We start from the raw sequence: 26,840 nt of genomic DNA on the forward strand, positions 1-26,840 counted from the left end.
GCCGGCTGGTCTTCCAGCGGGCCCTGGCCGCGGTGTACCTCGTCGCGTTCCTGCCCCGGGTCCGCGGTGATCCGAACGACACCCCCTAGGCCTTGCGGGCCCGGGTCGTCTTCTTCGCGGGCGTCGCCTTCTTGGTGGTCACGGCGGCCTTCTTGGTCGCCGTGTTGTTGGCCGCCTTGGTCGTCCTGACCGTCGCCGTCTTCTTGGCCGTCGCCGTGGCCGCGACCGCCTTCTTGGCGGTGGCCCTGCGCGGGGCCTTCACGGGCTCCGCGTCGCTGATCCGGTCCGCGCCGAGGACCTCACGCAGGAACTTGCCGGTGTGGCTGGCGGGGACTCCGGCGACCTGCTCGGGCGTACCCTCGGCGACGACCAGGCCGCCGCCGGCGCCGCCCTCCGGGCCCATGTCCACGACCCAGTCGGCGGTCTTGATGACGTCGAGGTTGTGCTCGATGACGATCACCGTGTTGCCCTTGTCGACGAGGCCGGACAGCACCTTCAGCAGCTTGCTGATGTCCTCGAAGTGCAGACCGGTGGTCGGCTCGTCCAGGACGTAGACCGTACGGCCGGTGGAGCGGCGCTGGAGCTCGCTGGCGAGCTTCACGCGCTGGGCCTCACCGCCGGACAGAGTGGTCGCGGACTGCCCGAGCCGGACATAGCCGAGGCCCACGTCCTTCAGCGTCTTGAGGTGGCGTGAGATCGCGGGGACGGCCTCGAAGAAGTCCGTCGCCTCCTCGATCGGCATGTTCAGCACGTCGGCGATGGACTTGCCCTTGTAGTGGACGTCCAGGGTCTCCCGGTTGTACCGGGCACCGTGGCAGACCTCGCACGGGACGTACACGTCCGGGAGGAAGTTCATCTCGATCTTGATCGTGCCGTCGCCCGCACAGTTCTCACAGCGGCCGCCCTTGACGTTGAAGGAGAAGCGCCCCGGCTGGTAGCCGCGGACCTTCGCCTCGGTGGTCTCGGCGAACAGCTTGCGGATGTGGTCGAAGACACCGGTGTACGTCGCCGGGTTCGACCGCGGGGTCCTGCCGATGGGCGACTGGTCGACGTGCACCACCTTGTCGACGAGGTCGTCGCCGTCCACGCGCGTGTGCCGTCCGGGAACGTTGCGCGCGCCGTTCAGCTCGCGGGCCAGGTGCGTGTACAGGATGTCGTTGACCAGCGTGGACTTGCCGGAGCCGGACACGCCGGTGACGGCCGTGAACACGCCCAGCGGGAAGGACACGTCGATGTCCTTCAGGTTGTTCTCCCGGGCGCCGTGCACGGTGAGCTGCCGTGACGGGTCGTGCGGACGCCGGATGTCGGGCAGCGGGATGGACTTCCTGCCCGAAAGGTACTGGCCGGTCTGCGACTCGTCGTTGGCCAGCAGCTCCTTCAGGGAGCCGCTGTGCACGACCTTGCCGCCGTGCTCGCCCGCCCCGGGACCGATGTCGACCACCCAGTCGGCGACCTTGATGGTGTCCTCGTCGTGCTCGACGACGATGAGCGTGTTGCCCATGTCGCGCAGTCGGACCAGGGTCTCGATCAGCCGGTGATTGTCACGCTGGTGCAGGCCGATGGACGGCTCGTCGAGGACGTACAGGACGCCCACGAGGCCGGAGCCGATCTGGGTGGCCAGGCGGATGCGCTGGGCCTCGCCGCCGGACAGCGTCCCGGCCGCGCGGTTCAGCGAGAGATAGTCGAGGCCGACGTCGACCAGGAACCGCAGCCGCTCGTTGACCTCCTTGAGCACGCGCTCGGCGATCTTCTTGTCCCGGGCGTCGAGCTTGAGCTCGCCCAGGAAGTCCGCGCAGTCGCTGATCGACATCGCGGAGATCTCGGCGATCGACTTGTCCATGATCGTGACCGCCAGGACGACGGGCTTGAGACGAGTGCCCTGGCAGGTGGGGCAGGGCACCTCGCGCATGTAGCCCTCGAAGCGCTCGCGGCTGGCGTCGCTCTCGGCCTCGCTGTGCCGGCGCTTGACGAAGGGGACGGCGCCCTCGAAGGGGGTCGTGTACACGCGCTCGCGGCCGTACCGGTTGCGGTAGCGGACCTCGATCTGGGTCTTGTGCCCGTACAGCAGGGCTTTCCTGGCACGCTGCGGCAGGCCCGCGAAGGGGATGTCGGTGCGGAATCCCAGCGCGTCCGCGAGGGCACCGATCAGGCGGCCGAAGTAGTCCTTGGTGTGCCCGTGCGACCAGGGGTGGATGGCGCCCTCGTCGAGCGTCTTCTCCTCGTCCGGGACGATCAGTTCGGGGTCGACCTCCATGCGCGTACCGATGCCGGTGCACTCGGGGCAGGCTCCGAAGGGCGAGTTGAAGGAGAAGGAGCGGGGCTCGAGCTCCTCGAAGGACAGGTCGTCGTACGGGCAGTACAGGTGCTCCGAGTACATGCGCTCACGCTCGGGGTCGTCCTCGGGGAGGTCGACGAAGTCGAGCACGACCATGCCGCCGGACAGGCCGAGGGCGGTCTCCACGGAGTCGGTGAGGCGACGCTTGGCGGAGTCCTTCACCGTCAGGCGGTCGACGACCACCTCGATGGTGTGCTTCTCCTGCTTCTTCAGCGTGGGCGGGCTGGACAGCTGGATCGTCTCGCCGTCCACACGCGCGCGGCTGTATCCCTTGGTCTGCAGATCGGCGAAGAGGTCGACGAACTCACCCTTGCGCTCGCGCACCAGCGGCGAGAGCACCTGGAAGCGGCTCCCTTCCGGCAGCTCCAGGACCCGGTCCACGATCGCCTGCGGCGACTGGCGCGAGATCGGACGACCGCACTCCGGGCAGTGCGGCTTGCCGATACGGGCGAAGAGCAGACGCAGGTAGTCGTAGACCTCGGTGATGGTGCCGACCGTCGAGCGCGGATTGCGCGAGGTCGACTTCTGGTCGATGGAGACCGCCGGCGAGAGGCCCTCGATGAAGTCGACGTCCGGCTTGTCCATCTGACCGAGGAACTGCCGGGCGTAGGAGGAGAGCGACTCCACGTAGCGGCGCTGGCCCTCCGCGAAGATCGTGTCGAAGGCCAGGGAGGACTTGCCCGACCCGGACAGACCCGTGAAGACGATGAGCGAGTCCCGAGGCAGGTCGAGCGACACGTTCTTCAGGTTGTGCTCGCGCGCGCCACGGACGATGAGACGGTCGGCCACGCCGGTCCGCACCTTTCTTGAGAGAAGTGACAGGGGCGGGGCCCCCGTGCTTCTTCAGACTAGGGGGAGCCACTGACAACGCCGGGTCGGATTCGTGGATACATAACAATCCCGGGCCCTCCAGCATGCCCGACGCCGCACCCGACCATATAGCACGCGCATTCGAATTACCGGGGCGGTCCACCACCTTCACCCGAACGTGTGGCGGGACTAGGGTCGGCCTCATGATTGATCACGTGCGTGACCTGGCGTCTGTACGCAAGGCGACCGAACGGCTGCTCAGTGCGACGACCCAACTGGACAACGCCGCTGTGACCGAGCAGTCACGGCTGCCCGGCTGGAGCCGCGGACACGTCCTCGCCCACATCGCCCGCAACGCGGAGGCACTGGTGAACGTCCTCCATGGACGTCCCATGTACGTCTCGGCGGACGCCCGCGCCACCGACATCGAGCGGGACGCCCCGCGCCCCCTCGACGTGCAGCTCGCCGACATGCGCGAGAGCGCGGCCCTCTTCCAGAAGGCGGGCGCCGAGCCCGCGGACTGGTCACGCACCGTGGAACTGCGCAACGGGGTCACCGACTCCGCCTCGCGGGTGCCGTTCCGACGCTGGGTCGAGGTCGAGCTGCACCACGTGGACCTCGGGATCGGCTACGAGCTGGAAGATCTGCCGGCGGAGTTCGTGGAGCGGGAGATCGACTTCCTCGCCCAGCGGTTCACGGGGCACCCCGACGTGCCGTCGACCCGCCTGACGGACGGCACGCGCGCGTGGAGCACCGGCAGGGAGGCGGCCGCTCCCGAGATCACCGTCACGGGTGCCCGGGCCGACCTTCTCGGCTGGCTCGCCGGACGCCGGGACGGATCCGCGCTGACCGTGGAGGGCGGGGCGCTGCCGGCCCTCCCCCCGCTGTAGTTCCACCACCTCCCCGGCACTTCCTCGCTATAGGCTGACGACCATGACGTACAGCGGAGAGGTGACGGTCGGCGGCCCGGCGGATGTGCACGAGCTGAAGGACCTGATGATCACCAAGATCGCGGTCGGCCCGATGGACAACAACGCCTACCTGCTGCGCTGCCGGGCCACGGACGAGCAACTGCTGATCGACGCGGCGAACGACGCGAAGACGTTGCTGGGCATGATCGGTGACGACGGCATCGCCTCCGTCGTCACCACCCACCGGCACGGCGACCACTGGCAGGCACTCGCCGAGGTGGTGGCGGCCACCGGCGCGCGGACGTACGCGGGCCGGGACGACGCCGAGGGCATCCCCGTACCGACGGACGTCCTCGTCGACGACGGCGACACCATCCGGGTGGGGCACGTGGAGCTGACCGCACGCCATCTGGTCGGGCACACCCCGGGCTCGATCGCGCTGGTCTACGACGACCCGCACGGTCACCCGCACGTCTTCACCGGCGACTGCCTCTTCCCGGGCGGGGTGGGCAACACCCACAAGGACCCGCGGGCGTTCGCCAGCCTGATCCACGACGTCGAGACCAGGATCTTCGACGTGCTTCCGGACGAGACCTGGGTGTACCCCGGACACGGCAACGACACCACGCTGGGCTCGGAGCGCCCGCACCTGCCGGAGTGGCACGCGCGCGGCTGGTGACCCTGTGACGGCTCATGCGGTCTCCGGCGGCACGTGTCCGGGGCCGGCACGCGCCCCGTGTGAAGCGTTCGCACGCGCCGGTGGCACGCGTGCGCTCCCGGCGCTCGTTGCTGCGCAGTCAACTGGACGCAGCCCCGCACAGGATGACGGCTCCTGAGCGGTACGGGCCGCCGGTCTTTCATTCCCCGCCCTCGACCGGCGGCCCCGGCTGCCGGTCGAGCGTTCACGAGAACGCAACACCCTTTCCCACCCATGCGGACGGTTGACTCGCGACCTCGACAAACGTGTCGTTCACCGCCAATCTCCCGCCATGCACCCTGCCTCACGCGTTCGGCGCGGCGCCGGGTCCGTCACACCATCGCCCTGCTCGCCACCGCCGTCGGCTGCGCTCCTCAACCGGAGGAGAAGGCGGGCGGCAGTCCGTCCGGGTCGGCCGGAACGACTTGTGCCGAGGGCAGGTTGGCCACCAAGACCTCCGGCAGGCTGACGGTCGCAACCGACGAGTGGCTCGGTCGGCAGGGCAGGGCAGGGCAGGGCATCCGAGGGTGGAGATGGGCGCCGGTGAGGAGATGGGTGCCGGTAAGGAGCGTGCGCCCTGGGGACCGGGGCTTACGCGTCGCCCCGGGCGGCTGTTCCGAGCAGTGCCGCGACCCGCTCCACGCCGAACACATATCCCTGCACACCGCACCCGGCGATGACGCCGTCGGCGCGCAGGGAGACGTAGGAGTGGTGTCGGAACGTCTCGCGCCGGTGGATGTTGGAGATGTGGACTTCCAGCACCGGCATGCCGTCACAGGTGTTGAGCGCGTCCAGGATGGCGACGGAGGTGTGCGAGTACGCGCCCGGGTTGATCACGATCCCGCAGTGGTTCAGCCGCGCCTCGTGGATCCAGTCGACCAGTTCGCCCTCGTGGTTGGACTGACGGAAGTCCACCGTGCCGCCGTGCACGGCCACCGCCTCGGCGCACAGGGCCTCGACGTCGGCGAGCGTGTCGGAGCCGTAGATCTCCGGCTGGCGCTGCCCGAGCAGATTCAGGTTGGGGCCGTTGAGGATCATGATCGGGGCGCTGGCCAGGGTATGGGGCACGGTTACGGTTCCTCCGGTCCGTTCGTCCTGCGGCGGACCGCCGACGGCCGCCGCTCGGACCCGGTCTATCACGGCGCGTCCGCGGGCGGGCGGGTCGGCCCGGACGGTGGGCCGGTCACGCGCAGGCGCATCCGCGTCCCCTTCCGACGCGCGGGCCACACCTCCGCACGCCCCCGTAACCCGGTGTCACTGTGGGTAGTTGACGCGACATGCACGCTGTACGCACCGTGAGGGCACCGTCCATGCTGCGGCTGGCCGCCGCCTCGCTCGCCGGGACCGCGATCGAGTTCTACGACTTCTTCGTCTACGGCACCGCCGCGGCCCTGGTCCTGGGACCGCTGTTCTTCCCGACGTTCTCACCGTTGGCGGGGACGCTGGCGGCCTTCGGCACGTTCGGGGTCGGGTTCGTGGCCCGCCCGCTCGGCTCGGTGCTCTTCGGGCACGTCGGCGACCGGCGCGGGCGGCGGCCGGTGCTCGTCGCCTCGCTGCTGCTGACGGGCGTCTCCACGGTCGCGGTCGGCTGCGTACCGACGTACGAGACGTTCGGCATGGCCGCTCCGGTGCTGCTGCTCGTGCTGCGCTTTCTGCAAGGGCTCGGGCTGGGCGGGGAGTGGGGCGGGGCGGTGCTGTTGACCACGGAGCACGCGCCCGAGGGCCGTCGCGGACTGTGGGCGAGCTTTCCGCAGGTGGGTCCGTCGCTCGGGTTCCTCCTCGCCAACGGTGTCATGCTCGCCCTGTCGGCGACGCTTTCCGACGCGCAGTTCGCCCAGTGGGGATGGCGGGTGCCGTTCTGGGCAGCCGGGCTGCTGGCGGTGGCCGGGCTGTGGCTGCGTACCTCGCTCACGGAGAGCCCCCGTTTCCTGGAGATCGACGTTCACGCGCGCGTGCCGTTCGTCGACGTGATGCGCAACCACTGGCGGCTGGTGCTGCTGACAGCAGGCGCGGTGACGGTCGGGTACGCGGTCTTCTACACCGTGACGACCTGGTCCCTGGCCTATGCGACGGAGCGGCTCGGCGTGAGCCGCACGGTCATGCTGGGCTGTGTCATGGCCGCCGTGGTGGTCAAGGGCTCGCTCACACCGCTGGCGGCGCTGCTGGCCGACCGTTTCGGGCGGCGGCCCCTGTGCCTGGCGGGGTGCGGAGCGACCGCGGTGTGGATGTTCCCCATGGTCGCGCTGCTCGCCACCGGTTCGCCTCTGCTGATGTTCCTCGGCTTCCTGGGCGCGCTGCTCGCGTTCGTCACGATGTTCGCCGTGATCGGCGCCTATCTGCCGGAGTTGTACGAGCCGCAGGTGCGCTGCACGGGCGCCGCCGTGGGCTACAACCTCGGCGGGGTCCTCGGAGGTGCCCTGACTCCGCTCGTCGCGACGGCACTCGCGGACCACTCGGGCCGCGTGCCGTGGGGTGTGGGCGCGTATCTGACCGGGGTCGCGGTGCTCAGCCTGGGCTGCTTCGCGCTCCTGCCCGAGACGCGCCCGGCGGTGCTCCCGGCCCTGGAGCCGGCCAGCGGATGACGGCGCCCGCGCTAGGGGGTGTCGTTCGCATCACCCCGGGTCCGCGACGCCTGGCACCTCGCCGCGTTGCCGCATCACCCGAGTACGCCCAGTACGCGGGTCATGCCCCGCCTTGCGATGCACCGCATCATGCGCCGCGGCCTGATCCGCGGTGATCCAAACGACACCCTCTAGGGATTGATGGCGAGCTCCAGGTACGCCGCGAACAGCACCAGGTGAACGCCGCCCTGCAACGGCGTGGCCCGCCCTGGCACCACGGTCAGCGAGCTGACCACCACGGTGAGGGCCAGCAACACCATGGCGGTGGGGCCCAGCCCGAGGAGCAGCGGTCCGGGTAGCCACACGGACGCCAGGGCCACCGCGGGGATGGTCAGGCCGATGCTGGCCATTGCGGAGCCGAGCGCGAGGTTGAGACTGGTCTGGACCCGGTCACGACGGGCGGAGCGCAGCGCGGCAATGGTCTCGGGCAGCAGCACGAGCAGCGCGATGATCACTCCGACCACGGCGTGGTGAAGTCCGGCGGCCTGCACCCCCGACTCGATGGTGGGCGACACACCCTTGGCCAGTCCGACCACGCCGACCAGCGCGAGGCCGAGCAGTCCCAGGCTGGTCCAGGCCGTCCGTGCCGACGGTGCGTTCGCGTGGGCGTCCGCGGTGATCACCTCTCCCTGCCGGGTGATCGGCAGAAAGTAGTCGCGATGCCGCACGGTCTGGGTGGCCACGAACAGGCCGTAGAGGATCAGCGAGGACAACGCGGCGAAGGTGAGCTGCACCCCGGAGAACTCGGGGCCCGGCTTGCTGGTGGTGAACGTCGGCAGCACCAGGCTGAGCGTGGCCAGGGTCGCCACGGTGGCGAGGGCGGCTCCGGTGCCTTCGGGGTTGAAGACGGCGGTGCCGTGGCGCAGCGAGGCGACGAGCAGGCACAGGCCGACGACGCCGTTGCAGGTGATCATCACGGCGGCGAAGACGGTGTCCCTCGCCAGCGTCGAGCTCTTGTCTCCGCCGTCCGCCATGAGCGTCACGATCAGGGCCACCTCGATGACGGTGACGGCGACGGCGAGAACCAGGGACCCGAAGGGCTCACCGACCCGGTGGGCGACCACCTCGGCGTGGTGCACGGCCGCCAGCACCGAGCCTGCGAGGACCATGGTCACCAGCGCGACGACCGGGCCGGGCAGATTGCGTCCCCAGGTGAAGACCAGCAGGACGATCGCGACCACCGGCACGAAGGTCGTCCACGATGCCGTGAGCGCCCTGAGCCGAGTGCTCATGGAGTGATCGTCGCAGAGGCCGTCCGCGGGCGCATTCCGGTCCACGCGCGGTTCGGCGGACCTCGCGCCGCCGCGGCGCGGGGGCCTGCGGTCGCCCGGCGGGCGGGCTGTCGCCGGGGTGCGGTGGTCAGGCATCGACGCTGTCCTTCGCGGCCCTCTCGCCTCCTTCGCGCACCTCCTCGGCCGCGGCCTGCTTCCGAGAGGCCATCAGGCTGGTGACGGTCGTGACGGTCAGGACCGTGCAGATCACGCCGAGGGAGACCGGGATGCTGATCTCCGGGACGTGGACGCCGGACTCGTGCAGTGCGTGCAGCACCAGCTTGACGCCGATGAAGCCGAGGATGACCGACAGGCCGTACGACAGGTGGACCAGCTTCTTGAGCAGGCCGCCTATGAGGAAGTACAGCTGCCTGAGACCCATGAGCGCGAAGGCGTTGGCCGTGAAGACGATGTACGGGTCCTGGGTCAGGCCGAAGATGGCGGGGATGGAGTCCAGGGCGAAGAGCACGTCGGTGGTGCCGATCGCCAGTATGACGACCAGCATCGGCGTCATCACGCGCTTGCCGTTCCGCTGGATCCACAGCTTGGTGCCGTGGTAGCGGTCGGCCACGCCGAAGCGGCGTTCGGCGGCCTTGAGAAGCCTGTTCTCCTGGTACTCCTCGTCCTCGCGGCCGGAACGGGCCTCCTGTATGAGCTTCCAGGCGGTCCAGATCAGGAAGGCACCGAAGAGGTAGAACACCCACGAGAAACTCGCGATGATCGCGGCACCTGCGGCGATGAAGACGGCTCGCAGTACCAGAGCTATGAGGACACCGACGAGCAGTACCCGCTGCTGGTACCGCGACGGCACCGCGAACTTCGCCATGATGAGGACGAAGACGAACAGGTTGTCGACGCTCAGCGACTTCTCGGTGATGAAGCCCGCGAAGAACTCCCCGGCGGGCCGGCCGCCGCCGAAGGCGAGCAGGCCGAGCCCGAAGAGACCGGCCAGGGCGATCCAGACGACGGTCCAGATGCCGGCTTCCTTGACCGACACGTCATGCGGCTTGCGGCCGATGAAGAAGTCGACCGCGATCAGGGCGGCCAGGCCCATGATGGTCAGGACCCACAGGGTCGGGGAAACATTCACTGCGCCTCCGGCATGTACGTAACGGCAAACAGTCAGCGTCGTCGCTGCCGGAGGTCTCTTCCGCCCGCCGGGTCCAGTGCGCCGAACGCGTCCGGTTGCCGGGGGCCGGCGTCCCGGGATCCGTCGGATCCGTACTGACGGGTGCGCCGCAACGGTCAGGAGTACTCCCCTCCGTACGGAAAACAGTACCCCAATCACCAAGAAAAAGTAAAGAACCTGGCAAAGGAAAGCCCAAATTACCAGGTCAGGACTCTTTGCGTGTGCTTGGGGTGTTCACGGGGCCGCGCGGCTGCCCTCACCGGTTCCACTCGCGGCGGGCCGTCGCGACCTGGCCCAGAACCTGCTGCAGCACCTGGCTGCCCGACGGCACCAGCGGCGGCTCGTAGGTCCAGGCATGTCCGACCCACGGATCGGCGAGGTGGTCGTCCGCAACCGGGGTGAGTCGCAGCAGCGAATGCCACAGCGGGTCGAGCAAAGGACCGTACGCGGCGGCGTCCTCGCGGTCCGCGACCATCATCAGATGAAGGCCCACGGCCGGGCCCTCGTCCGCGAGGTAGCGCAGCTGCGTCACCGCGCGGTCGTCGAAGCCGTGCGGAAAATCATTGACCACCAGCAGCTGCGCGGATGGGTCGACGCCCGGTGGCAGCGCATCGGCTGCGCCGCCCCGCACGGCCATCTGCAGCAGGTCGACCCGCCGAGTCAGTCGGCCGAGGACGTCCGCGACACCTGCGGCGCCGACGGCCGGAGGGTGGCCGAGCACCCCCGTCTGCACCAGCGGGGCGAGGGACTGCGCACCCGATCCGGCCGGGTCGATGACGTGCACGTCGAATTCGCCCGGCGGATAGACGGCAAGCAGGCGGGCGGCGTGCGCCACGGCAATGTCCATCGCCGGGCGACGCCGCTCCCCTTCGTCGGCGTACGAGCCGCCTTCGTCGCCGTACGGGCCGTCGAGCAATCCGGGACGGCCGCTGTCGATCCACAGGCCGCGGTCCAACGGCAGTCGGACCAGCATGGGGATGCGGAGGTCGCCGCTCTCGGGGAGGCGGAGATCGCCGAGACGTACGGCCATCGGAATCTCCATCGGCACGCGGTAGCCGTGCCAGACCGGGTTGTCCCAGCGTGCGTATGCCGGGGGCAGCGCGGGTTCGACGACGTCCGACTCCGCGGCGAGCTGGGCGAGATCGCGCTCGAGGACCGCTCTGGCCTGGTCGACGAGGTGCGCGTGCCTGGCGCGGGCCGCCTCCCGGGCGGCGTCGCCCTGCCCGCCGATGCGGCTGCGCGGGTCGGACAGGACCTGGTCGAGTTCCTTCTCCCTGCGTGAGTCGGCGAAGTCGACGGCGCCGCGGTAGGCGGCCGTGGTACGGGCCAGGTCCTCGAACATGCCCCACACCTGGTTGTACAGCCGCTCGTCCATGGACCAACCGGTCGCGTCGCCCGCGACGGGCGGCGCCGGCTGTCCGGGTGCGGCCGGAGGCGCGGGCGGCGCGGGCGGTGGAGGAGCGGCGGACCGCCGACCCGGGTGGCTGTAGTCGACCGGGCCACTCGCGGACGCCGACGGCTGCTCGCCGGCGCCCGAAGCGGTCGGAGCGCCCGAGGCGTCCAGGGACGCGGGATGCGGCGCGCCACGGTCCGGGTGCGCCTGCGACGACTGCTGCGCCAGTGCGGTCGTCCGATTGAAGCGGTCGCCGTCCGCAGCATGTGGCGTCGGTGCCGGCACCGAGCGGGCGACGCCCAGGACCACCGCCTCCTCGACGGTGTCGGCGAGGTGACGGGCCTGGGGCAGGGCCTGGTCGGCGAAGAGCTCGGCGAGGCCTCCCGCGTACCCCTGGCCGACGGCCCGCACCTTCCAGGCCCCCTGCCTGCGGTAGAACTCCAGGGCGACCACGGCCGACTCGGCGTCCAGGCCGGTAACGGTGTAACCGGCGAGCTCGGTGCCGTCCGGCCCGGCGATGGCGACGAAGGGCGCCGCGAGGGCGCCGAAGCGGGTCGGGCCCACACCCGCAGGAAGGGCGAGCAGCACGCTGACCCGGTGCACCTCCCCCGGCATGACCCCCAGGTCCACTTCGAGCCGGTGATCGGCGGCCGCCTGCCGCGACACCTCGAGCCCCGGCAGGACGGGGGCACCGGGATGGACCACCCACTCGGGGCTCGCCACCCTGCCGTTCTCGTCGGCCAGCGTGGCGGCTGCCACGATCGGCCGGCCGGCCGAGATCCGGATCTGGAGGCGGACCTCGGAGAGCGGGTGGTTCTGCCCCCGCACCAGCTCGGCCGTCATCGCCTTGGTCCCCCGTGTGTCGCTGTTCCGGTGCCGCTCGCCCGCGCGCCCTACAGGTGCGGCAGGATCGACGGCATCAGGTCCTGGAAGGTGCGGCCGTTGGCCGGGACACCGAGGGCCGTCATCGTCCAGCCGGCGCCGGCGCGGTGCACCTTCGCCATGATCTGGGCGGTGTAGTTGCCGCCGCCCGCGAGGGTGTAGCGGGCGAGCTCCTGGCCGTTGCTCTCGTCGACCAGGCGGCAGAAGGCGTTCTGCACTTCCTGGAACGTCTGGCCCGTGAAGGAGTTCACGGTGAAGACGATCTGGTCGATGTGGACCGGCACGCGCTGCAGGTCGACGAGGATGGCCTCGTCGTCACCGCCCTGGCCCGCACCGCCGACGAGGTTGTCACCGGTGTGGCGCACGGAGCCGTCGTCGCTCACGAGGTGCCGGAAGAACACGACGTCGACCGGCTGCTTGTCGGCGAACAGCACGGCGGAGGCGTCGAGGTCGATCTCGCGCGTGCGGGAGCCGAACAGGCCCCGGCGGGGGGCCGCCTGCCAACCGAGACCCATACGGACCGCGGTCAGGCTGCCCCCGTCGTTCTTCTGCAGACTGATGGCCTGACCCTTGGTCAAGTTGACGGTCACGGCGTTTTCCCCTCTCGGACTACTCCCCTGTTGCCGCGGAGTCCGCGGTTGATCAGAACCCTACGCAGGGGCACCGACAACGCCGTACACCGGTGCGTACTTTGTGGCGGTCTTGCAACACAGCGCATGCGCAAGGGCCCGGCCCCAGCCGGACCGGGCCCCGTGGTGAAGGTCAGGCCAGGCCTGCTTCCCTCATCTGGCGCAGTTCTTTCTTCATCTCGGCGACCTCGTCGCGCAGTCGGGCCGCGACTTCGAACTGCAGGTCCGCCGCGGCGGCGCGCATCCGCTCGGTCATCTCCTCGATCTGCTCGGCGAGCTGGGCCGCGGGTCGGTCGGTCGGCACCGGCTCCTGTGCCTTGCCCTTGGCGGACTTGACACCCTTCGCCCCCTTCGGGCCCTTGGCCGCCTTCTCGCCGAGGGATGGCACCGGCGTCTTGGCGCCCTTGCCGTCCTTCGTCTTGCGGTACCCGGTACCGAGAAGCTGCTCGGTGTCGACCTCCTCGCGCGCGATCTGCGCGACGATGTCGTTGATCTTCTTGCGCAGGGGCTGAGGGTCGATGCCGTTCGCCGTGTTGTAGGCGATCTGCTTCTCCCGGCGCCGGTTGGTCTCGTCGATGGCCTTCTCCATCGCCGGGGTGATCTTGTCGGCGTACATGTGGACCTGGCCGGAGACGTTGCGCGCCGCACGGCCGATGGTCTGGATGAGCGAGGTGCCGGAGCGCAGGAAGCCCTCCTTGTCGGCGTCGAGGATCGCCACCAGCGACACCTCGGGCAGGTCCAGGCCCTCGCGCAGGAGGTTGATGCCCACCAGGACGTCGTACTCGCCCGAGCGCAGCTCACGCAGCAGTTCGACGCGGCGCAGCGTGTCGACGTCGCTGTGCAGGTAGCGCACCTGGATGCCGAGCTCCAGGAAGTAGTCCGTGAGGTCCTCGGCCATCTTCTTGGTGAGGGTGGTGACCAGGACGCGCTCGTCCTTCTCGACCCGCTTGCGGATCTCGTGCACCAGGTCGTCGATCTGGCCCTCGGTCGACTTCACGACCACCTCGGGGTCGACGAGACCGGTGGGGCGGATGATCTGCTCGACCTGACGGTCCGACCGGGAGAGTTCGTACTGTCCCGGGGTCGCCGACAGGTACACCGTCTGGCCGATGCGTTCCTGGAACTCCTCCCACTTCAGGGGCCGGTTGTCCAGGGCGGAGGGCAGGCGGAAGCCGTGTTCCACGAGGGTGCGCTTGCGGGAGGCGTCGCCCTCGTACATCGCGCCGATCTGCGGGACGGTGACGTGCGACTCGTCGATGACCAGCAGGAAGTCGTCCGGGAAGTAGTCGAGCAGGGTGTTGGGCGGGGTGCCCGGCGCACGGTCGTCGAAGTGCATCGAGTAGTTCTCCACGCCGGAGCAGGTCCCGATCTGGCGGAGCATCTCGAGGTCGTAGGTCGTCCGCATGCGCAGACGCTGGGCCTCCAGCAGCTTGCCCTGCTTCTCCAGCTCGGCAAGGCGCTCCGCCAGCTCCTTCTCGATGCCGCCCACGGCCCGCTCCATGCGCTCCGGACCGGCGATGTAGTGGGAGGCCGGGAAGACGTAGAGCTGTTGGTCGTCGCTGAGGATTTCGCCGGTCAGCGGATGCAGGGTGGACAGCGCCTCGATCTCGTCGCCGAACATCTCGATGCGGACGGCGAGCTCCTCGTAGACCGGGAAGATCTCGATGGTGTCACCGCGCACCCGGAAGGTTCCGCGCGCGAAGGCCATGTCGTTGCGCGTGTACTGGATGTCCACGAAACGGCGCAGCAGCTCGTCCCGGTCCATCTCGTCGCCGACCCGGAGTGTGACCATGCGGTCCACGTACTCCTGGGGTGTACCGAGGCCGTAGATGCAGGACACCGAGGCGACCACGACGACGTCGCGGCGGGTGAGCAGCGAGTTCGTCGCGGAGTGGCGCAGCCGCTCCACCTCCTCGTTGATCGAGGAGTCCTTCTCGATGTACGTGTCCGACTGAGGGACGTATGCCTCGGGCTGGTAGTAGTCGTAGTACGAGACGAAGTACTCGACGGCGTTGTTGGGCAGCAGCTCGCGGAACTCGTTCGCCAGCTGGGCGGCCAGCGTCTTGTTCGGCGCCATCACGAGCGTGGGGCGCTGGAGCTTCTCGATCATCCACGCAGTGGTGGCGGACTTGCCGGTGCCGGTCGCGCCGAGCAGGACGACGTCCTTCTCGCCCGCCCCGATGCGCTGGGCGAGCTCGGCGATGGCCTGCGGCTGGTCGCCGCTGGGCTGGTAGGAGCTGACGACCTCGAAGGGCGCCACCGTGCGTTCGATGTGGGAAACGGGCCGCATGTCATCAACCGTACGACCCGCCACTGACAAAGGGCCCGGGTCACCGGTTCTACGGGGTGCGGGCGGGCCGCCGCTCCGGGTCCCGACGGGCGCGGACCGCGGGACGCCGGGCGCGGTGCGGGACCAGTTCGCACGCCGGTATGCCCGCCTTGTGCTCGACAGGTGTCCAGGCGGACCTGCCCACGACCACCAGCGGGTCGAACATCACCACGACACCGGCGAGGAGCAGGAAGCCGAGCGGGCCGATCAGCATGGGCGCCAGGAGGGCGGCCGGCGACTCGCCGGTGGCGGTGCTCCCCGTGTCGTGCACGTGAACGCTGAGGGCGGCCATGCCCGTGTAGTGCATGCCGGTCACGGCGAGCCCCATGGCAAGGCTCGCGCCCACGCTCCAGAGGAACCCTCTGACCTGTCCGGCCGCCCAGAGAGCCGCGGTCGCGGCGACCACGGCAATGACGACGGAGGCCGCGACGGTGAGCGTGTTGTACGCGAACCAGCCGTTCAGACGCATCCCGGCCATGCCCAGATAGTGCATCGAGGCGACGCCCAGGCCGGTGATCGTACCGCCGGTGAACAGCGCGGAGCCGGTCGCACCCTTGTAGCCGACGATGAAGATCCCGATGCCCACCATGACGATGGCGAGGCCCAGGCTGGCGTACGTCATCGGCCGGTCGTAGTGGATGGGTGCGCCCCCGACCGTGAAGCCGATCATCGCGACGAAGTGCATGGTCCATATGCCGGAGCCGATCGCCGCCGCGCCCAGGGCGAGCCAGCCGGGACGCCAGGACTGGGCAACGAGCAGGGCGCGGGTGGTGCAGCGCAGGCCCAGAGCCCCGCCGAGGCAGGCCATGAGATAGGCCACCAGCGGGGTGACGAGCCCGTAGCTGAATCCGTCGACCGTGCCTTGCATGCGCGATTGACCTCCCGCCCTCTTGCGTCCCGGAATGTCGCGGATGCGCCCCCGCCCCAGAACCGTTCGGCGGTCAGGGTTGACGCAGAGAGTATGACTCGCACCGGAATGGTCGAACGATTTTCCGGCAAAGAAACACGCACTTGCCGCAGTTGTGCCGCACCGGTGAGCCGACTTGGGCAACTCCATTCAATCTGTGGTCATCGTGTACCCACTCCTCGTTGACTCTGTGCTGTCAGTCTGATGCTGAACGTAATCTCTCGACGCGAGGAGTACGCATGCACGCGAGTGCCGTTGCCGCCATGACCACCGCGCTCCTGGGGACCGCCGTGCTGTTCCCCGCCTCCGACGTCCGGGCAGCCGGCGCTCACGACAGACCCCTGGTCGTCGCTCACCGGGGCGCCTCCGCCTACGCCCCCGAGAACACCCTGCCCGCCATCGACAAGGCGGCCGCGCTCGGCATCCCCTGGGTCGAGAACGACGTGCAACGCACCAAGGACGGTGAGCTCGTCGTGATCCACGATGACAGCCTCCAGCGGACCACCAACGTCGAGCAGGTCTTCCCGCGCCGGGCTCCGTGGAAGGTGAAGGACTTCACCGCGGCGGAGATCGCGCGACTGGACGCGGGCAGCTGGTTCGGCCGGGCGTACGCGGGCACGCGCGTACCGACGCTGAAGCAGTACATGCGCCGGGTCGAGCACAACCACCAGAAGCTGCTCCTGGAGATCAAGAACCCCCAGTTGTACCCGGGCATCGAGGGGCAGACCCTCAAGCTCCTCGGCAACGAGGGCTGGCTCGACCGCAAGCACCTGGCGGGCCGGCTGATCGTGCAGAGCTTCAGCGCCGGCAGCCTGCGGATCGTGCATGCCCTGAAGCCCGGTGTCGAGACCGGCTTCCTCGGCCAGCCGGCGACCGCGGACCTGCGCCGGTACGCGGGCTTCGCGGACCTGATCAACCCGCCGCACGGCACGCTCACGGCGGGCTACGTCTCCACCGTCCACCGGTTCAAGGGGCCTCACGGCACACCGCTGCGGGTCTTCACCTGGATCGTCAACGACGCGGCACGCGCCCGGACCGTGGCCGGCTACGGCGTCGACGGCATCATCACCAACAAGCCGGACGTGGTGCGCAAGGCGCTGAAAACGCCCTGAACGCGTCGCGCGGACGGCCCTGTCGTCGCGGGAGCCCGACCGTCCGCCGTGGGAGCCCGACCGTCCGCCGTGGGAAACCGACCGTCCGCCGTCGGAAAACCGCAGGCAGGAGGCATTGTCAGTGGCGAGCCGTACCGTGGGTCGCATGGACAGCCACGGGCAGTACGAGCAGCAGGTCGTGTGGGCCGTTGTCGACGCGGACATCGGTCCCCTGCTGCTGGCGGCGACAGACGCAGGCCTGGTCAACGTCGTGTTCCACGCCACCGGAGCGGTGCGCGAGCAGGCGCTGACCCGGCTGGCGTCCCGGCTGGGCACCGAGCCCCTCGAGGCGCCCGACTCCCCCCTGCTGGCGGAGGCGATACGCCAGCTGGAGGCGTATTTCGCGGGCGGGCGCCGGGACTTCGACCTGCCACTGGACTGGTCCCTGATCTCCGGTTTCAACCGGCAGGTGCTGCGAGAGCTGGCGTCGGGCGTTCCCTATGGCGCGGTCGTCGGGTACGGCGATCTGGCCGGCCGGGTCGGCCAGCCGGGCGCGGCCCAGGCGGTGGGCATGGCGATGGGATCGAACCCCCTGCCCGTCGTCGTGCCCTGCCATCGGGTCGTCGAGAGCGACGGTGGCATCGGCGGGTTCGGCGGCGGCCTGGAGACCAAGCGGAAGCTGCTCGCGCTGGAGGGCGTGCTGCCCGAGCCGCTGTTCTGACGCTTCCGCGGGAGACGTACTGGGCAGCACTCCAAAGGATCACCACCCGCGCGGTTACGCGTAGTGCCGGGCCTCGAACACGTTCCCGTCCGGGTCGCGGAAGTAGAAGCTGCGCCTGGCATTGCCGCGGGCGCCGGAGGAGTCGTACGAGAACTCGGACACCGGGACGGCGTGCTCCCGCAGGCGGGCGTGCAACGCGTCGAAGTCGTCGGCCGACAGAGCCAGGCAGACGTGGTTGACCGGGTGCCCCGCGCTCTCGGCCGCGCCGGGGAGCATGTTCATGTGCGGCACCAGGTCGAGCGGCGCGAGATCGAGGATGGTCTCCTCGTTCAGACGTACGGAGGGGAACGACACCTTGCCCGCGGCGAACTCGGTGACCTTCAGTGGCTCCAGGCCGACCGCCTTGTCATAGAAGTCGGCCGCTGCGACCGGGTCGCGCACCCAGAGGACGACATGGTCGAGACGTGGCGTGTTGTCCGTCATGCACTCCAGGCTGGTGTCGCGGTCCGCCGGCCGCAAGGGTTTGACCCGGGACGGTGCCCGCCAGAGATGAGGGAAGAGCGACAGACGGGAGGCACGCGCGTGCTGGTGGTGTCCGAAGAGGTACGGGAGGCGCTCGCCGCGCGCCGTCCGGTGGTGGCCCTGGAGTCCACGATCATCGCCCACGGGCTGCCACGCCCGCGCAATCTCCAGGTGGCGCTGGAGCTGGAGGACGCGGTACGGCAGGAAGGGGCCGTGCCGGCGACGATCGCCGTGCTGGACGGGCGCCCCCACGTCGGCCTGGACAAGGAACAGCTGGAACGGGTCGCGAACGAGGAGGGGATCCGCAAGCTGGGCCACCGCGACCTGCCGCTTGCCGTGGCGGCCGGCGCGAGCGGGGCCACCACGGTCTCGGCGACCGCGCTGCTGGCGGCCCTCGTGGGCGTCCGCGTGTTCGCGACCGGGGGGCTCGGTGGGGTGCACCGGCAGTGGACGGTGACGCAGGACGAGTCCGCCGACCTCGGGCTGCTGGCACGCACCAGGATCACGGTCGTGTGCGCCGGCGTGAAGTCGATCCTGGACGTGCCGGCGACCCTGCAGCGGCTGGAGACGCTGGGCGTCGCGGTCGCCGGGTACGGCACGGAGCGGTTCCCCGGGTTCTATCTCGCCGACTCGGGTTGTCCGGTGGGGTGGACGCTGCGGAGCCCCGAGGAGGTGGCCGAGGCCATGCGGGCGCAGGACGCGCTCGGGGCACCATCGGCGCTGATCGTCGCCAATCCCGTCCCGGAGGAGGAGCAGCTCGATCCCGGCCTGCACGCGCGGGTGCTCGCCGACGCGCTGCACGCGTGCGAGGCGGAAGGCGTCACCGGTCAGGCGGTGACGCCGTTCCTGCTCGACTACCTGGTGCGGCATACGGACGGTGCCTCGTTGCAGGCCAATCTGGCGGCGGTGCGCGGCAACGTACGACTGGCGGGACGGATCGCGGCGGCGTGGACCCGCGTGTGACACCGGGGGGCAAGGGTGTGACACCGAGAGGCAGGCCTGGGACACCGGGAGGCAAGGAGGAGGCGGGAGCGGACGAGAAGCCGGGCACCGCGCCGACACGGGGTTCGGGAGGGGGTGGAGCGCTGCTGGTGGTCGGTGACGTGGTGACGGACGTCGTCGCACGGCATCGGGGGCCGCTCGCCTCCGGTACCGACACCGCCGCGGTGATCCGGACGGTGCCCGGGGGTGCAGGGGCGAACGTGGCCTGCTGGGCGGCGCATTGGGGGTGCCAAGATGTGCGCTTGCTGGGGCGGGTGGGCTCCGACGCCGCCATCTGGCACGAGCGGGAGCTGATCGCTTCCGGTGTGTGTCCCCGGCTGGTGCTCGACCCGGAGGCGCCGACCGGGACAGTGATCTGCCTCGTCGACTCGGAGGCGGCGGCCGAGCGCACGTTCCTCACCGACAGCGGGGCATCGCTGCGACTGGAGCCCCGGGACTGGTCGGACGCCCTGCTCGACGGTGTCGCCCGGCTGCACCTGTCGGGCTACCTCCTGTTCTCCGAGCCGAGCCGGGCCCTGGTGGCGGTTGCCGTCGCGGCGGCACGCGCGCGCGGTGTGCCGGTGAGCCTGGATCCGGCGTCGGCCGGTTTCCTCGCCGCGCTTGGTGTGGACGGATTCCTGTCCCTCGTCGAAGGGGTGGAGGTGCTGCTGCCCAGCCGTGACGAGGCGTGCCTGCTGACGGGCTTGCCGGATCCGGCGGACGCGGCCGCCAAGCTGAGCCGGCACATCCCTCTCGTGGTCGCCAGGCTGGGTGTCGGCGGAGCCCTGGTGGCCCGGGGCGGCCGCGTGGCCGCCCGCGTTCCCGCCGTGCCCGCGACGCCGCGGGACACCACGGGCGCCGGCGATGCCTTCACGGGAGCGTTCCTGGCCACGCTGCTCTCCGGTGGCGAACCCGAGGCCGCGGCAGCGGAAGGGTGCCGGGCGGGCGCGCTGGCGGTGGAACGCGTGGGCGGGCGGCCTCCGGAGGCCGGGTGACGGACTGGGACCGGCGACCCCGGGCCGGGCCAAGTTCTGGCGACGGCGTGCGCGACCCTATGCCTTGTACCCCCAGGCCGAGATCATCGGTGCGGTGGCCAGGTCCATGCGCCCGGTGGCCACATTGGCCAGGTGCCGGTCGATCTCCTCGTCCGTGGCCAGTCCGGCCGTGACGAGCTGGTCCCGGATCTGACGGACCGTGGCGGACTCCAGGGCGGTGCAGGCCGGCGAGGCGACGGGGAAGTAGGCGTCGGCCTCCACCTGGCGCAGGCCGGCCTCGCGCAGCAGACGCGGGAGCTTGCGCCCGTAGGACAGGTCGGCTCCGCGGTCGGCGAGCAGGCGGCGAAAACCGCGGCGCAGCCGGTTGGCCAGTTCCTCCTCCGGGCCGTGTTCGTCGGGGCAGAGCAGGGGCTGAAGGCCCGGGTCTGCGTCCTCGACCAGCAGCCGCCCGCCGGGGCGCAGCGCCTTGATCATCGACCGCAACGCCCGCTCCCGGTCCGGCACATGGACCAGGACGAGCCGGGCGTGCACCAAGTCGAAGCCCGTCCCCGGGGGTTCCTGAGCACCCACGTCGTGGACGCGCACCTCGACCGGTGGACGGGCCGCCGCGGCGGCCCGCGAGGTGTCGATGTCGGTCGCGAGGACCTCGCCGGACGTGCCGACCCGCTCGGCCATCCAGGACACCACGGAAGTGCCGCCGGCGCCGACCTCCCAGCACCGCTGGCCGGGCCCGATACCGAGGGCCTCCAGGTGCCGGAGCGTCGTGGGGTCGAGAAGGGCGCTGAGGGCGTCGAAGCGCTCTCCCGCCTCGCTCTGCCGGTTGTCGAGCAGGTAGCCGCCGTTTGGCGTCGCGCCTTCACCTTCCGTCACAGCGTCGCCTTGGGTCACAGCGTCGCTTTCCGTCACATCGTCGCCTTCCGTCACATCGTCGCCTCACCTTCCATCACATCATCGCCCTGTGTCATGACCGGGATCATCGCAGTCGCGCCAGGGGCGTGCGGCCACTACCAGCCGTGCGGTTCGGCAGCAGCGGCGGCCCGCACCGTTCGGCAGCAGCGAGCGCCCGGACGGTTCGGCCATGGCGGCCACCCCTCCACCCCGAGCCGGAAACGAAGCGGAATGCTCCGTTTCCACAGCCTTACCCGCCGCTCGCACCGGCCTGGCAGACTGGCTCGCCAGGGCGCAGCAGCACGGCGCGGGGAGAGCCACGCAAGGAGATCCAGATGTCCATGGCAGGGAATCTGCGGAGGGTGACGGGCCTCGACAAGGTCGGCGGGCTCCGCAAGGTGGCACGGCTCGCCCGGCGACGCCCGCGGGTCGACCTGAGCCATCCCGCCCGGTCTCCGCTGGGCTCCTCGGTGGTCAACTGCGTGACGTACCGGGACGGTGCCCGGGTCCCGGAGAGCGGCGATCTGGTGGACGCCGTGGAGCGGGTCCGCAAAACGGGCCACGGCTTCGTCTGGCTCGGCCTCCACGAGCCGACGGACCAGGAGTTCGCGGGCATCGCCGAGCTGTTCGACCTGCACCCGCTGGCGGTCGAGGACGCGATCGAGGCCCATCAGCGCCCGAAGATGGAGCGGTACGGTGAGACGCTGTTCGCGGTGTTCAAGACGGTCTGCTACGTGGAGCACGAGGAACTGACCGCGACGAGCGAGGTGGTGAACACCGGCGAGATCATGGTGTTCGTGGGTCCGGACTTCGTGGTCACGGTGCGGCACGGCCGGCACGGCTCACTCGGCCCCCTGCGCGAGGAGTTGGAGTCCCGGCCGCAGCAACTGGCCAAGGGACCGGCCGCGGTGCTGCACGCGATCGCGGACCACGTCGTCGACGACTACCTGACCGTCACCGACTCCGTCCAGGCGGACATCGACCAGGTCGAGACCGACGTCTTCGCAGAGAACGGCGCACGGGCCGACCCCGGGCGGATCTACCAGCTCAAGCGGGAACTGCTGGAGCTGAAGCGGGCCGTGGTCCCGCTCGGCCGCCCGGTCGAGGACCTCGCCACCCGGCCGATACGGGTGGTCGATCCCGAGATACAGGCCTACTTCCGTGACGTCCTCGACCATCTGATGCGGGCCAAGGAGCAGATCGCCTCGTTCGACGAACTGCTCAACTCGATCCTGCAGGCCCACCTCGCCCAGGTCACGGTTGCGCAGAACGAGGACATGCGGAAGATCACGGCGTGGGCCGCGGTGATCGCGGTGCCGACCATGGTGTGCGGGGTGTACGGCATGAACTTCGATCACATGCCGGAGTTGCACTGGCGGTTCGGCTATCCCCTGGTCATCGGCCTGATATCCGCCGCCTGCCTGGCGCTGTACCGCGGCTTTCGGCGCAACGGCTGGCTCTGACGGGCCCTCGACGCCGAGGTACTTGTGCGACGCGTGCGAGTCGCCCGAGGGGGTCGCGTGTCCACGGGTTACCCGCATCCCCGTGTAGAGGCGGTTTCGAGGTCAGCCCCGCCACGCCGGATGGCGCGGGTCGTCGGCGCGCACCAGGACGTCGGCCGTGCCGGCGGGGTCGTTCTCGGCCTCGTAGCGCTCGAAGGCGGGCAGCGTCCAGTGCGCCTCGTCCGGAGTACGTCGGCGCAAGGCGCCCGGGGAGAGGAGGACGTGGACGGTCAGATCGAAGGGGAACCAATGGCGCAGGAGGAGGGTACCGTGGAGCAACAGCACGCCGCCGGGCGGGAGATGGACGTAGGAACTGCGAGTGGCACGGTCGCTGACGGGGTCCCACAGGTCGGGCAGGACGCGGCCGCTGCCGCCGGGCTCGAGCGGGCCGAAGACCTCGCGCCACAGGGCGCCGGTGTCGAACCAGCCGCTGTAGTACGACTCCACATCCCTGTGACCGTGCTCCAGGCGAAGCGAGGCAGGACGCAGGAAGCTCTCCACACCCACCACGAGCGACGGGCGGCCGCGCAGACGCAGCGCCTCCGAGACGCGCTCGGCGAGGTCACCGGGGCGCGCGGCGGGTGCGCCGTCGAGGGCGACGCGTGGCCAGGCGCCGCCGTCGGCCGGCTTCAGGTCGAGCACGCGGTCGGCGAGGATGTCGCCGAGCCGTTCCCAGGTGATCGCTTCCAGTCGCACACGGCCCATGATGCGTCAGGTCCGGCCTCGGGAGCCGCCGGGACCCTGCGCGGGCGGCTCCGAGAAGTGCGGGCGGGCTTGAGACCCGGCTGTGGGCGGCGCCGGGCGGAGGGGTGGTGATCGAAATGCGATGAGAATGGTGCCGGGCTTGGGGTCTCGGCCTCCGCGGGGAAATGAACTCCGTATGGCGGTTCCTGCAACTCCCCCCGATCGTGCCGGGCTTGTCGTCATCCAGCCGCTGAAGCGGAAGCACTGCACCGAGTGCCGCCGCGGGCCGATGCCGATGCTCGTCCTGGAGGGTGGAGCCCCGCGGTGTCTGGTCTGTGCCGACCTCGGGCACCTGGTCCTCCTTCCGCGCGGCGACACCGCGCTGACGCGCAGGTCGCGGGAGGAGAGCACGCTTTCGGCGGTGGTCGTGCGGTTCAACCGGCGCAAGAGCCGGTACGAGCGGCAGGGCGTCCTAGTCGAGGAGGACGCGCTAGCCCGGGCCGAGGAACGCTGTCTGGCGGATGCGGAAGCCAGGCGGCGACGCAGGGCCCGGGACGCGCGGCGGCGGGCGGCGCAGGACGTCCGGTTCTCGGAAGCGTTCGCGGCGGAGATACAGAGGCTGTTTCCCGGGTGCCCGGCCGAGCGGGCCCGCGCCATCGCCGGGCACGCCTCGGCGCGCGGCAGCGGGCGGGTGGGACGCAGCGCGGCGGGGCGCGCCCTGTCCGAGGCGGCGGTGACCTCGGCGGTCGTGGCGTCCGTGCGGCACGTGGACACGCCGTACGACCTGCTGCTGATGGGTGGCGTGCCACGGTACGAGGCGCGGCGGCGCATCGCGGCCGGGGTGGAGTCGGTACTGCGCGCCTGGCGGGAGCCGGCTGCGGAGGCCGGCTGACCGGGAGGACCGGCGGGTCAGCGGGCGGCCGGTGGTGTGCGCACGGCCAGCCGCTGGACAGCAGGGATCGATCTGTCAACCCCCGGACCGTGGCGAGCACCCCATCAACCACCGGACAACACGAATCAGCCAGTCAGCCCCCGGGCGATAAGGACCGGCCGGTCAGTCGACGGACGGGTACGAGTGGCGTAAAGGAACGCGTGCCCCTTGCCCCGCTGCTCCGGGCGTCCCCCGGACGCTCGCGTATGCCCTGGCGCTGCTCGGCCATGGTCGCGGCACTCCCGGGCGACTTCACTTGAGGTGGGTCGGTGTGGCGGGTGCCCGGGAGGATCCCCGGCGTGAGGCGGGAGTGGCGTTGACATGATCGATGGACCGTACTTCGTCCTGACGGTGCTGGGCGTGCTCGGGACCGGGCTGGTGGCCGGGATCTTCTGCGGCTTCTCGACGTTCGTGATGCGGGGGCCGGCCGCGCTGCCGCCCGCGCAGGGCGTTGCCGCGATGAACGCGATCAATGTGGCCGCCGTACGGCCGGCATTCATGATCGTGTTCGCCGGGTCGGCGATGGTGTGCGCGGTGGTCGCCGTGGTGACGTTCGTGCTGTGGCCGGACGAGGGGGCGGTGGAGTTGCTGCTGGGCAGCGCGCTGTACCTGTTCGGCTCCTTCGGGCTCACCCTGGTGGCGAACGTGCCCCGCAACGACGCGCTGCTCCGCATGGACCCAGGGACCCCCGAGGCCGCCGCGTACTGGCCGGCCTACGTGCGGGAGTGGACGCGGTGGAACCACGTCCGCACCGTCGCCTCGGCCTCCGCCGCCCTCGCGTACGTGCTGGCCCTCACCTGAGGGAAAGCGCTGTTCACGAGTCTGCGCAAGTAGCGGATGAGACGTATCGTGGCCGGAAGAGTGCGCCCGATGACGCACGGCGCGTCGACTCGTACGCAAGGAAGACGGCCATGGGCGATCCCAAGGGATTCATGACCACGCCCCGGCAGGAGTGGCCCCGCAGGCCGGTCGAGGAGCGGGTCCGGGACTGGCACGAGGTCTACGTCCCCGGCGCGCTGTTGCCGATCATCAGCAAGCAGGCCGACCGCTGCATGGACTGCGGTATCCCGTTCTGTCACGACGCCTGCCCGCTGGGCAACCTGATCCCGGAGTGGAACGACCTCGTCTCCCGTGAGGACTGGCGGGCGGCCAGCGACCGGTTGCACGCGACGAACAACTTCCCGGAGTTCACGGGCCGGTTGTGTCCGGCACCGTGCGAGGCCGGGTGTGTGCTCGCGATCAACCAGCCGGCCGTCACCATCAAGAACGTGGAGTGCGCCATCGCCGACCGGGCCTGGGAGGAGGGCTTCGCGCCTCCGCGCCCGCCCGACCGGCTGTCCGGGCGGACGGTCGCGGTGATCGGGTCCGGGCCCACGGGGCTGGCCGCGGCGCAGCAGCTGACCCGGGCAGGGCACACGGTCGCCGTGTACGAGAGGGACGACCGGCTGGGCGGTCTGATGCGGTACGGCATCCCGGAGTTCAAGATGGAGAAGCACCATCTGGACCGGCGGCTGGAGCAGATGCGGGCCGAGGGGACGAAGTTCCGCATGTCGACGACGGTCGGGCGGGACGTCGGGGCCGGGGAGCTGCGGTCCCGCTACGACGCCGTGGTGGTGGCCACCGGGGCGACGGCGTGGCGGGAACTGCCGGTGCCCGGCCGCGAGCTGGCGGGGATACACCAGGCCATGGAGTACCTGCCACTGGCCAACCGGGTACGCGAGGGGGATCTGGAGGTCTCCCCGCTGTGCGCCGCGGGCCGACACGTCGTGATCGTCGGCGGCGGGGACACCGGCGCCGACTGCCTCGGCACCGCGGTGCGCGACCGCGCCGCCTCCGTGTCCCAGCTGGACATCTACGCCCAGCCCGGCACGGAACGCGACGAGGACACCGAGCCCTGGCCGACGTATCCCAAGATCTACCGCCTGTCGGCCGCGCACGAAGAGGCACGGGAGCTGCGGACGGCGCCCGCCGCCGACGCCGACGCGCGGCTGTTCGCGGCGTCGACGCTGCGCTTCACCGGGGACGCGGACGGACACGTGCGGGAGCTGCACCTGGTCGAGGTGAACGCGGGACGGCGCCCGGTTCCGGGCACCGGGCGGACCATCCCGGCCGATCTCGTACTGCTCGCCCTCGGCTTCTCCGGGCCGGACCGTACGGACGGGCTCATCGACCAGCTGGGGATGGACCTGACCCCCCGCGGCACGATCGCGCGGGACGACGGCTTCGCCACGAACGTGCCAGGGGTGTTCGCGGCCGGAGACGCCGCGCGCGGGCAGTCGCTGATCGTGTGGGCGATCGCGGAGGGCCGGGCGGTGGCGGCCGCGGTCGACCGTTACCTGACGGGGAGTTCGGCGCTTCCGGCGCCGATAGGGCCCTACGACCGGCCGATGCGGGTGTAACCCGGCCGGTCCCGACGGCAGCGCCGGGCCGAGGCTCAACGGTGCAACCGGCCGGTCCAGTCGGCACCACCGGGCCGAGGCACAGCGGTGCAACCGGCCGGTCCAGTCGGCACCGCCGGGCCGAGGCACAGCGGTGCAACCGGCCGGTCCAGTCGGCACCGCCGGGCCGAGGCACAACGGTGCAACCGGCCGGTCCAGTCGGCACCGCCGGG

22 protein-coding genes and 1 pseudogene are annotated in these 26,840 nt (G+C 70.6%); 12 read left to right on the top strand and 11 right to left on the bottom strand.

Going from position 1 to position 26,840, the window contains the following annotated elements:
- Positions 1-85 precede the first annotated feature (85 nt).
- On the bottom strand, positions 86-3,124 hold the full coding sequence (gene uvrA, locus AB0A61_RS05980; protein WP_361286758.1) for an excinuclease ABC subunit UvrA: 3,039 nt from the start codon (positions 3,122-3,124) through the stop codon (positions 86-88).
- A 224-nt stretch (positions 3,125-3,348) separates the two neighbouring features.
- Here uvrA and AB0A61_RS05985 point away from each other — a divergent pair, with 224 nt between their 5' ends.
- From AB0A61_RS05985 to AB0A61_RS05995, 3 genes and pseudogenes are all read left to right on the top strand, one after another.
- The gene (locus AB0A61_RS05985) at positions 3,349-4,035 is read left to right on the top strand and encodes a maleylpyruvate isomerase family mycothiol-dependent enzyme (protein WP_361286761.1); all 687 of its coding nucleotides are present in this window, start codon (positions 3,349-3,351) and stop codon (positions 4,033-4,035) included.
- 43 nt (positions 4,036-4,078) lie between these two features.
- Complete coding sequence (locus tag AB0A61_RS05990; protein ID WP_361286764.1) at positions 4,079-4,735, top strand: MBL fold metallo-hydrolase; 657 nt, start codon at positions 4,079-4,081, stop codon at positions 4,733-4,735.
- A 310-nt stretch (positions 4,736-5,045) separates the two neighbouring features.
- Positions 5,046-5,239 (top strand): annotated as a pseudogene (locus AB0A61_RS05995) (amino acid ABC transporter substrate-binding protein); the annotation flags it as partial.
- A gap of 105 nt (positions 5,240-5,344) precedes the next feature.
- On the opposite strand, the gene aroQ reads toward AB0A61_RS05995, so the two are convergent.
- A complete protein-coding gene (gene aroQ / locus AB0A61_RS06000; protein ID WP_361286767.1) occupies positions 5,345-5,821 on the bottom strand; it encodes a type II 3-dehydroquinate dehydratase in 477 nt (158 codons plus the stop codon).
- Between the two features lie 209 nt (positions 5,822-6,030).
- On the opposite strand from aroQ, the gene AB0A61_RS06005 reads away from it, so the two are divergent.
- Positions 6,031-7,335 (top strand): MFS transporter, encoded by a 1,305-nt coding sequence (locus AB0A61_RS06005; RefSeq protein WP_361286770.1) that lies wholly within the window; start codon positions 6,031-6,033, stop codon positions 7,333-7,335.
- A 170-nt stretch (positions 7,336-7,505) separates the two neighbouring features.
- On the opposite strand, the gene AB0A61_RS06010 is transcribed toward AB0A61_RS06005, so the two are convergent.
- From AB0A61_RS06010 to AB0A61_RS06035, 6 genes are all read right to left on the bottom strand, one after another.
- Positions 7,506-8,606, bottom strand: a complete 1,101-nt coding sequence (locus AB0A61_RS06010; protein WP_361286773.1) for an ionic transporter y4hA — start codon at positions 8,604-8,606, stop codon at positions 7,506-7,508.
- Positions 8,607-8,733: 127 nt separating this feature from the next.
- Positions 8,734-9,735: a TerC family protein gene (locus tag AB0A61_RS06015; RefSeq protein WP_361286776.1), complete on the bottom strand. Its 1,002-nt coding sequence runs from the start codon at positions 9,733-9,735 to the stop codon at positions 8,734-8,736.
- A 295-nt stretch (positions 9,736-10,030) separates the two neighbouring features.
- A complete protein-coding gene (locus tag AB0A61_RS06020) occupies positions 10,031-12,010 on the bottom strand; it encodes a TerD family protein (protein ID WP_361286779.1) in 1,980 nt (659 codons plus the stop codon).
- 50 nt (positions 12,011-12,060) lie between these two features.
- Positions 12,061-12,639: a TerD family protein gene (locus tag AB0A61_RS06025; protein ID WP_361286782.1), complete on the bottom strand. Its 579-nt coding sequence runs from the start codon at positions 12,637-12,639 to the stop codon at positions 12,061-12,063.
- Positions 12,640-12,811: 172 nt separating this feature from the next.
- Positions 12,812-14,968 carry an excinuclease ABC subunit UvrB gene (uvrB, locus tag AB0A61_RS06030; RefSeq protein ID WP_361286785.1) on the bottom strand — a complete coding sequence of 719 codons (2,157 nt, stop codon included), beginning with the start codon at positions 14,966-14,968 and terminating at the stop codon, positions 12,812-12,814.
- Positions 14,969-15,017: 49 nt separating this feature from the next.
- Positions 15,018-15,875, bottom strand: coding sequence for an MHYT domain-containing protein (locus AB0A61_RS06035; protein ID WP_361286788.1), 858 nt, complete (start codon positions 15,873-15,875; stop codon positions 15,018-15,020).
- Between the two features lie 278 nt (positions 15,876-16,153).
- On the opposite strand from AB0A61_RS06035, the gene AB0A61_RS06040 reads away from it, so the two are divergent.
- Positions 16,154-17,026: a glycerophosphodiester phosphodiesterase family protein gene (locus AB0A61_RS06040; protein WP_361286791.1), complete on the top strand. Its 873-nt coding sequence runs from the start codon at positions 16,154-16,156 to the stop codon at positions 17,024-17,026.
- 145 nt (positions 17,027-17,171) lie between these two features.
- Positions 17,172-17,726: a methylated-DNA--[protein]-cysteine S-methyltransferase gene (locus tag AB0A61_RS06045; RefSeq protein ID WP_361286794.1), complete on the top strand. Its 555-nt coding sequence runs from the start codon at positions 17,172-17,174 to the stop codon at positions 17,724-17,726.
- A gap of 54 nt (positions 17,727-17,780) precedes the next feature.
- Here AB0A61_RS06045 and AB0A61_RS06050 read toward each other — a convergent pair whose 3' ends face one another.
- Complete coding sequence (locus AB0A61_RS06050) at positions 17,781-18,209, bottom strand: VOC family protein (protein WP_361286797.1); 429 nt, start codon at positions 18,207-18,209, stop codon at positions 17,781-17,783.
- Between the two features lie 99 nt (positions 18,210-18,308).
- On the opposite strand from AB0A61_RS06050, the gene AB0A61_RS06055 reads away from it, so the two are divergent.
- On the top strand, positions 18,309-19,211 hold the full coding sequence (locus tag AB0A61_RS06055) for a pseudouridine-5'-phosphate glycosidase (protein ID WP_361287315.1): 903 nt from the start codon (positions 18,309-18,311) through the stop codon (positions 19,209-19,211).
- A gap of 122 nt (positions 19,212-19,333) precedes the next feature.
- A complete protein-coding gene (locus tag AB0A61_RS06060; RefSeq protein ID WP_361287318.1) occupies positions 19,334-20,224 on the top strand; it encodes a PfkB family carbohydrate kinase in 891 nt (296 codons plus the stop codon).
- Between the two features lie 57 nt (positions 20,225-20,281).
- Here AB0A61_RS06060 and AB0A61_RS06065 read toward each other — a convergent pair whose 3' ends face one another.
- The gene (locus AB0A61_RS06065; protein WP_361286800.1) at positions 20,282-21,094 is read right to left on the bottom strand and encodes a methyltransferase domain-containing protein; all 813 of its coding nucleotides are present in this window, start codon (positions 21,092-21,094) and stop codon (positions 20,282-20,284) included.
- Between the two features lie 353 nt (positions 21,095-21,447).
- On the opposite strand from AB0A61_RS06065, the gene AB0A61_RS06070 reads away from it, so the two are divergent.
- Entirely contained in the window at positions 21,448-22,575 is a 1,128-nt protein-coding gene (locus AB0A61_RS06070; RefSeq protein ID WP_361286803.1) for a magnesium and cobalt transport protein CorA, read from the top strand.
- 102 nt (positions 22,576-22,677) lie between these two features.
- Here the strand turns inward: AB0A61_RS06070 and AB0A61_RS06075 are convergent, their stop codons facing one another.
- Positions 22,678-23,310, bottom strand: coding sequence for a uridine kinase (locus tag AB0A61_RS06075; protein ID WP_361286806.1), 633 nt, complete (start codon positions 23,308-23,310; stop codon positions 22,678-22,680).
- Positions 23,311-23,494: 184 nt separating this feature from the next.
- Between AB0A61_RS06075 and AB0A61_RS06080 the strand changes: the two genes are divergently transcribed.
- The 3 genes from AB0A61_RS06080 (at position 23,495) to AB0A61_RS06090 (ending at position 26,628) form a co-directional block, all read left to right on the top strand.
- The gene (locus AB0A61_RS06080) at positions 23,495-24,190 is read left to right on the top strand and encodes a DUF2293 domain-containing protein (protein ID WP_361286809.1); all 696 of its coding nucleotides are present in this window, start codon (positions 23,495-23,497) and stop codon (positions 24,188-24,190) included.
- A gap of 360 nt (positions 24,191-24,550) precedes the next feature.
- Complete coding sequence (locus AB0A61_RS06085; RefSeq protein ID WP_361286812.1) at positions 24,551-25,030, top strand: anthrone oxygenase family protein; 480 nt, start codon at positions 24,551-24,553, stop codon at positions 25,028-25,030.
- Positions 25,031-25,140: 110 nt separating this feature from the next.
- Positions 25,141-26,628 carry a glutamate synthase subunit beta gene (locus tag AB0A61_RS06090; protein ID WP_361286815.1) on the top strand — a complete coding sequence of 496 codons (1,488 nt, stop codon included), beginning with the start codon at positions 25,141-25,143 and terminating at the stop codon, positions 26,626-26,628.
- The last annotated feature ends 212 nt before the right edge of the window (positions 26,629-26,840 follow it).

Origin of the sequence: Streptomyces sp. NPDC046197 (genome assembly GCF_040646295.1) — a bacterium.
Classification (GTDB): domain Bacteria; phylum Actinomycetota; class Actinomycetes; order Streptomycetales; family Streptomycetaceae; genus Streptomyces.

What these genes read in the sequence shown, in the direction of transcription:
- AB0A61_RS05985 (WP_361286761.1), top strand. Translation starts at nt 3,349, where the DNA reads ATGATTGATCACGTGCGTGACCTGGCGTCTGTACGCAAGGCGACCGAA.
- AB0A61_RS05990 (WP_361286764.1), top strand. Translation starts at nt 4,079, where the DNA reads ATGACGTACAGCGGAGAGGTGACGGTCGGCGGCCCGGCGGATGTGCAC.
- AB0A61_RS06005 (WP_361286770.1), top strand. Translation starts at nt 6,031, where the DNA reads ATGCACGCTGTACGCACCGTGAGGGCACCGTCCATGCTGCGGCTGGCC.
- AB0A61_RS06010 (WP_361286773.1), bottom strand. Translation starts at nt 8,606, where the DNA reads ATGAGCACTCGGCTCAGGGCGCTCACGGCATCGTGGACGACCTTCGTG.
- AB0A61_RS06020 (WP_361286779.1), bottom strand. Translation starts at nt 12,010, where the DNA reads ATGACGGCCGAGCTGGTGCGGGGGCAGAACCACCCGCTCTCCGAGGTC.
- uvrB (WP_361286785.1), bottom strand. Translation starts at nt 14,968, where the DNA reads ATGCGGCCCGTTTCCCACATCGAACGCACGGTGGCGCCCTTCGAGGTC.
- AB0A61_RS06035 (WP_361286788.1), bottom strand. Translation starts at nt 15,875, where the DNA reads ATGCAAGGCACGGTCGACGGATTCAGCTACGGGCTCGTCACCCCGCTG.
- AB0A61_RS06040 (WP_361286791.1), top strand. Translation starts at nt 16,154, where the DNA reads ATGCACGCGAGTGCCGTTGCCGCCATGACCACCGCGCTCCTGGGGACC.
- AB0A61_RS06045 (WP_361286794.1), top strand. Translation starts at nt 17,172, where the DNA reads ATGGACAGCCACGGGCAGTACGAGCAGCAGGTCGTGTGGGCCGTTGTC.
- AB0A61_RS06050 (WP_361286797.1), bottom strand. Translation starts at nt 18,209, where the DNA reads ATGACGGACAACACGCCACGTCTCGACCATGTCGTCCTCTGGGTGCGC.
- AB0A61_RS06070 (WP_361286803.1), top strand. Translation starts at nt 21,448, where the DNA reads ATGTCCATGGCAGGGAATCTGCGGAGGGTGACGGGCCTCGACAAGGTC.
- AB0A61_RS06080 (WP_361286809.1), top strand. Translation starts at nt 23,495, where the DNA reads ATGGCGGTTCCTGCAACTCCCCCCGATCGTGCCGGGCTTGTCGTCATC.
- AB0A61_RS06085 (WP_361286812.1), top strand. Translation starts at nt 24,551, where the DNA reads ATGATCGATGGACCGTACTTCGTCCTGACGGTGCTGGGCGTGCTCGGG.
- AB0A61_RS06090 (WP_361286815.1), top strand. Translation starts at nt 25,141, where the DNA reads ATGGGCGATCCCAAGGGATTCATGACCACGCCCCGGCAGGAGTGGCCC.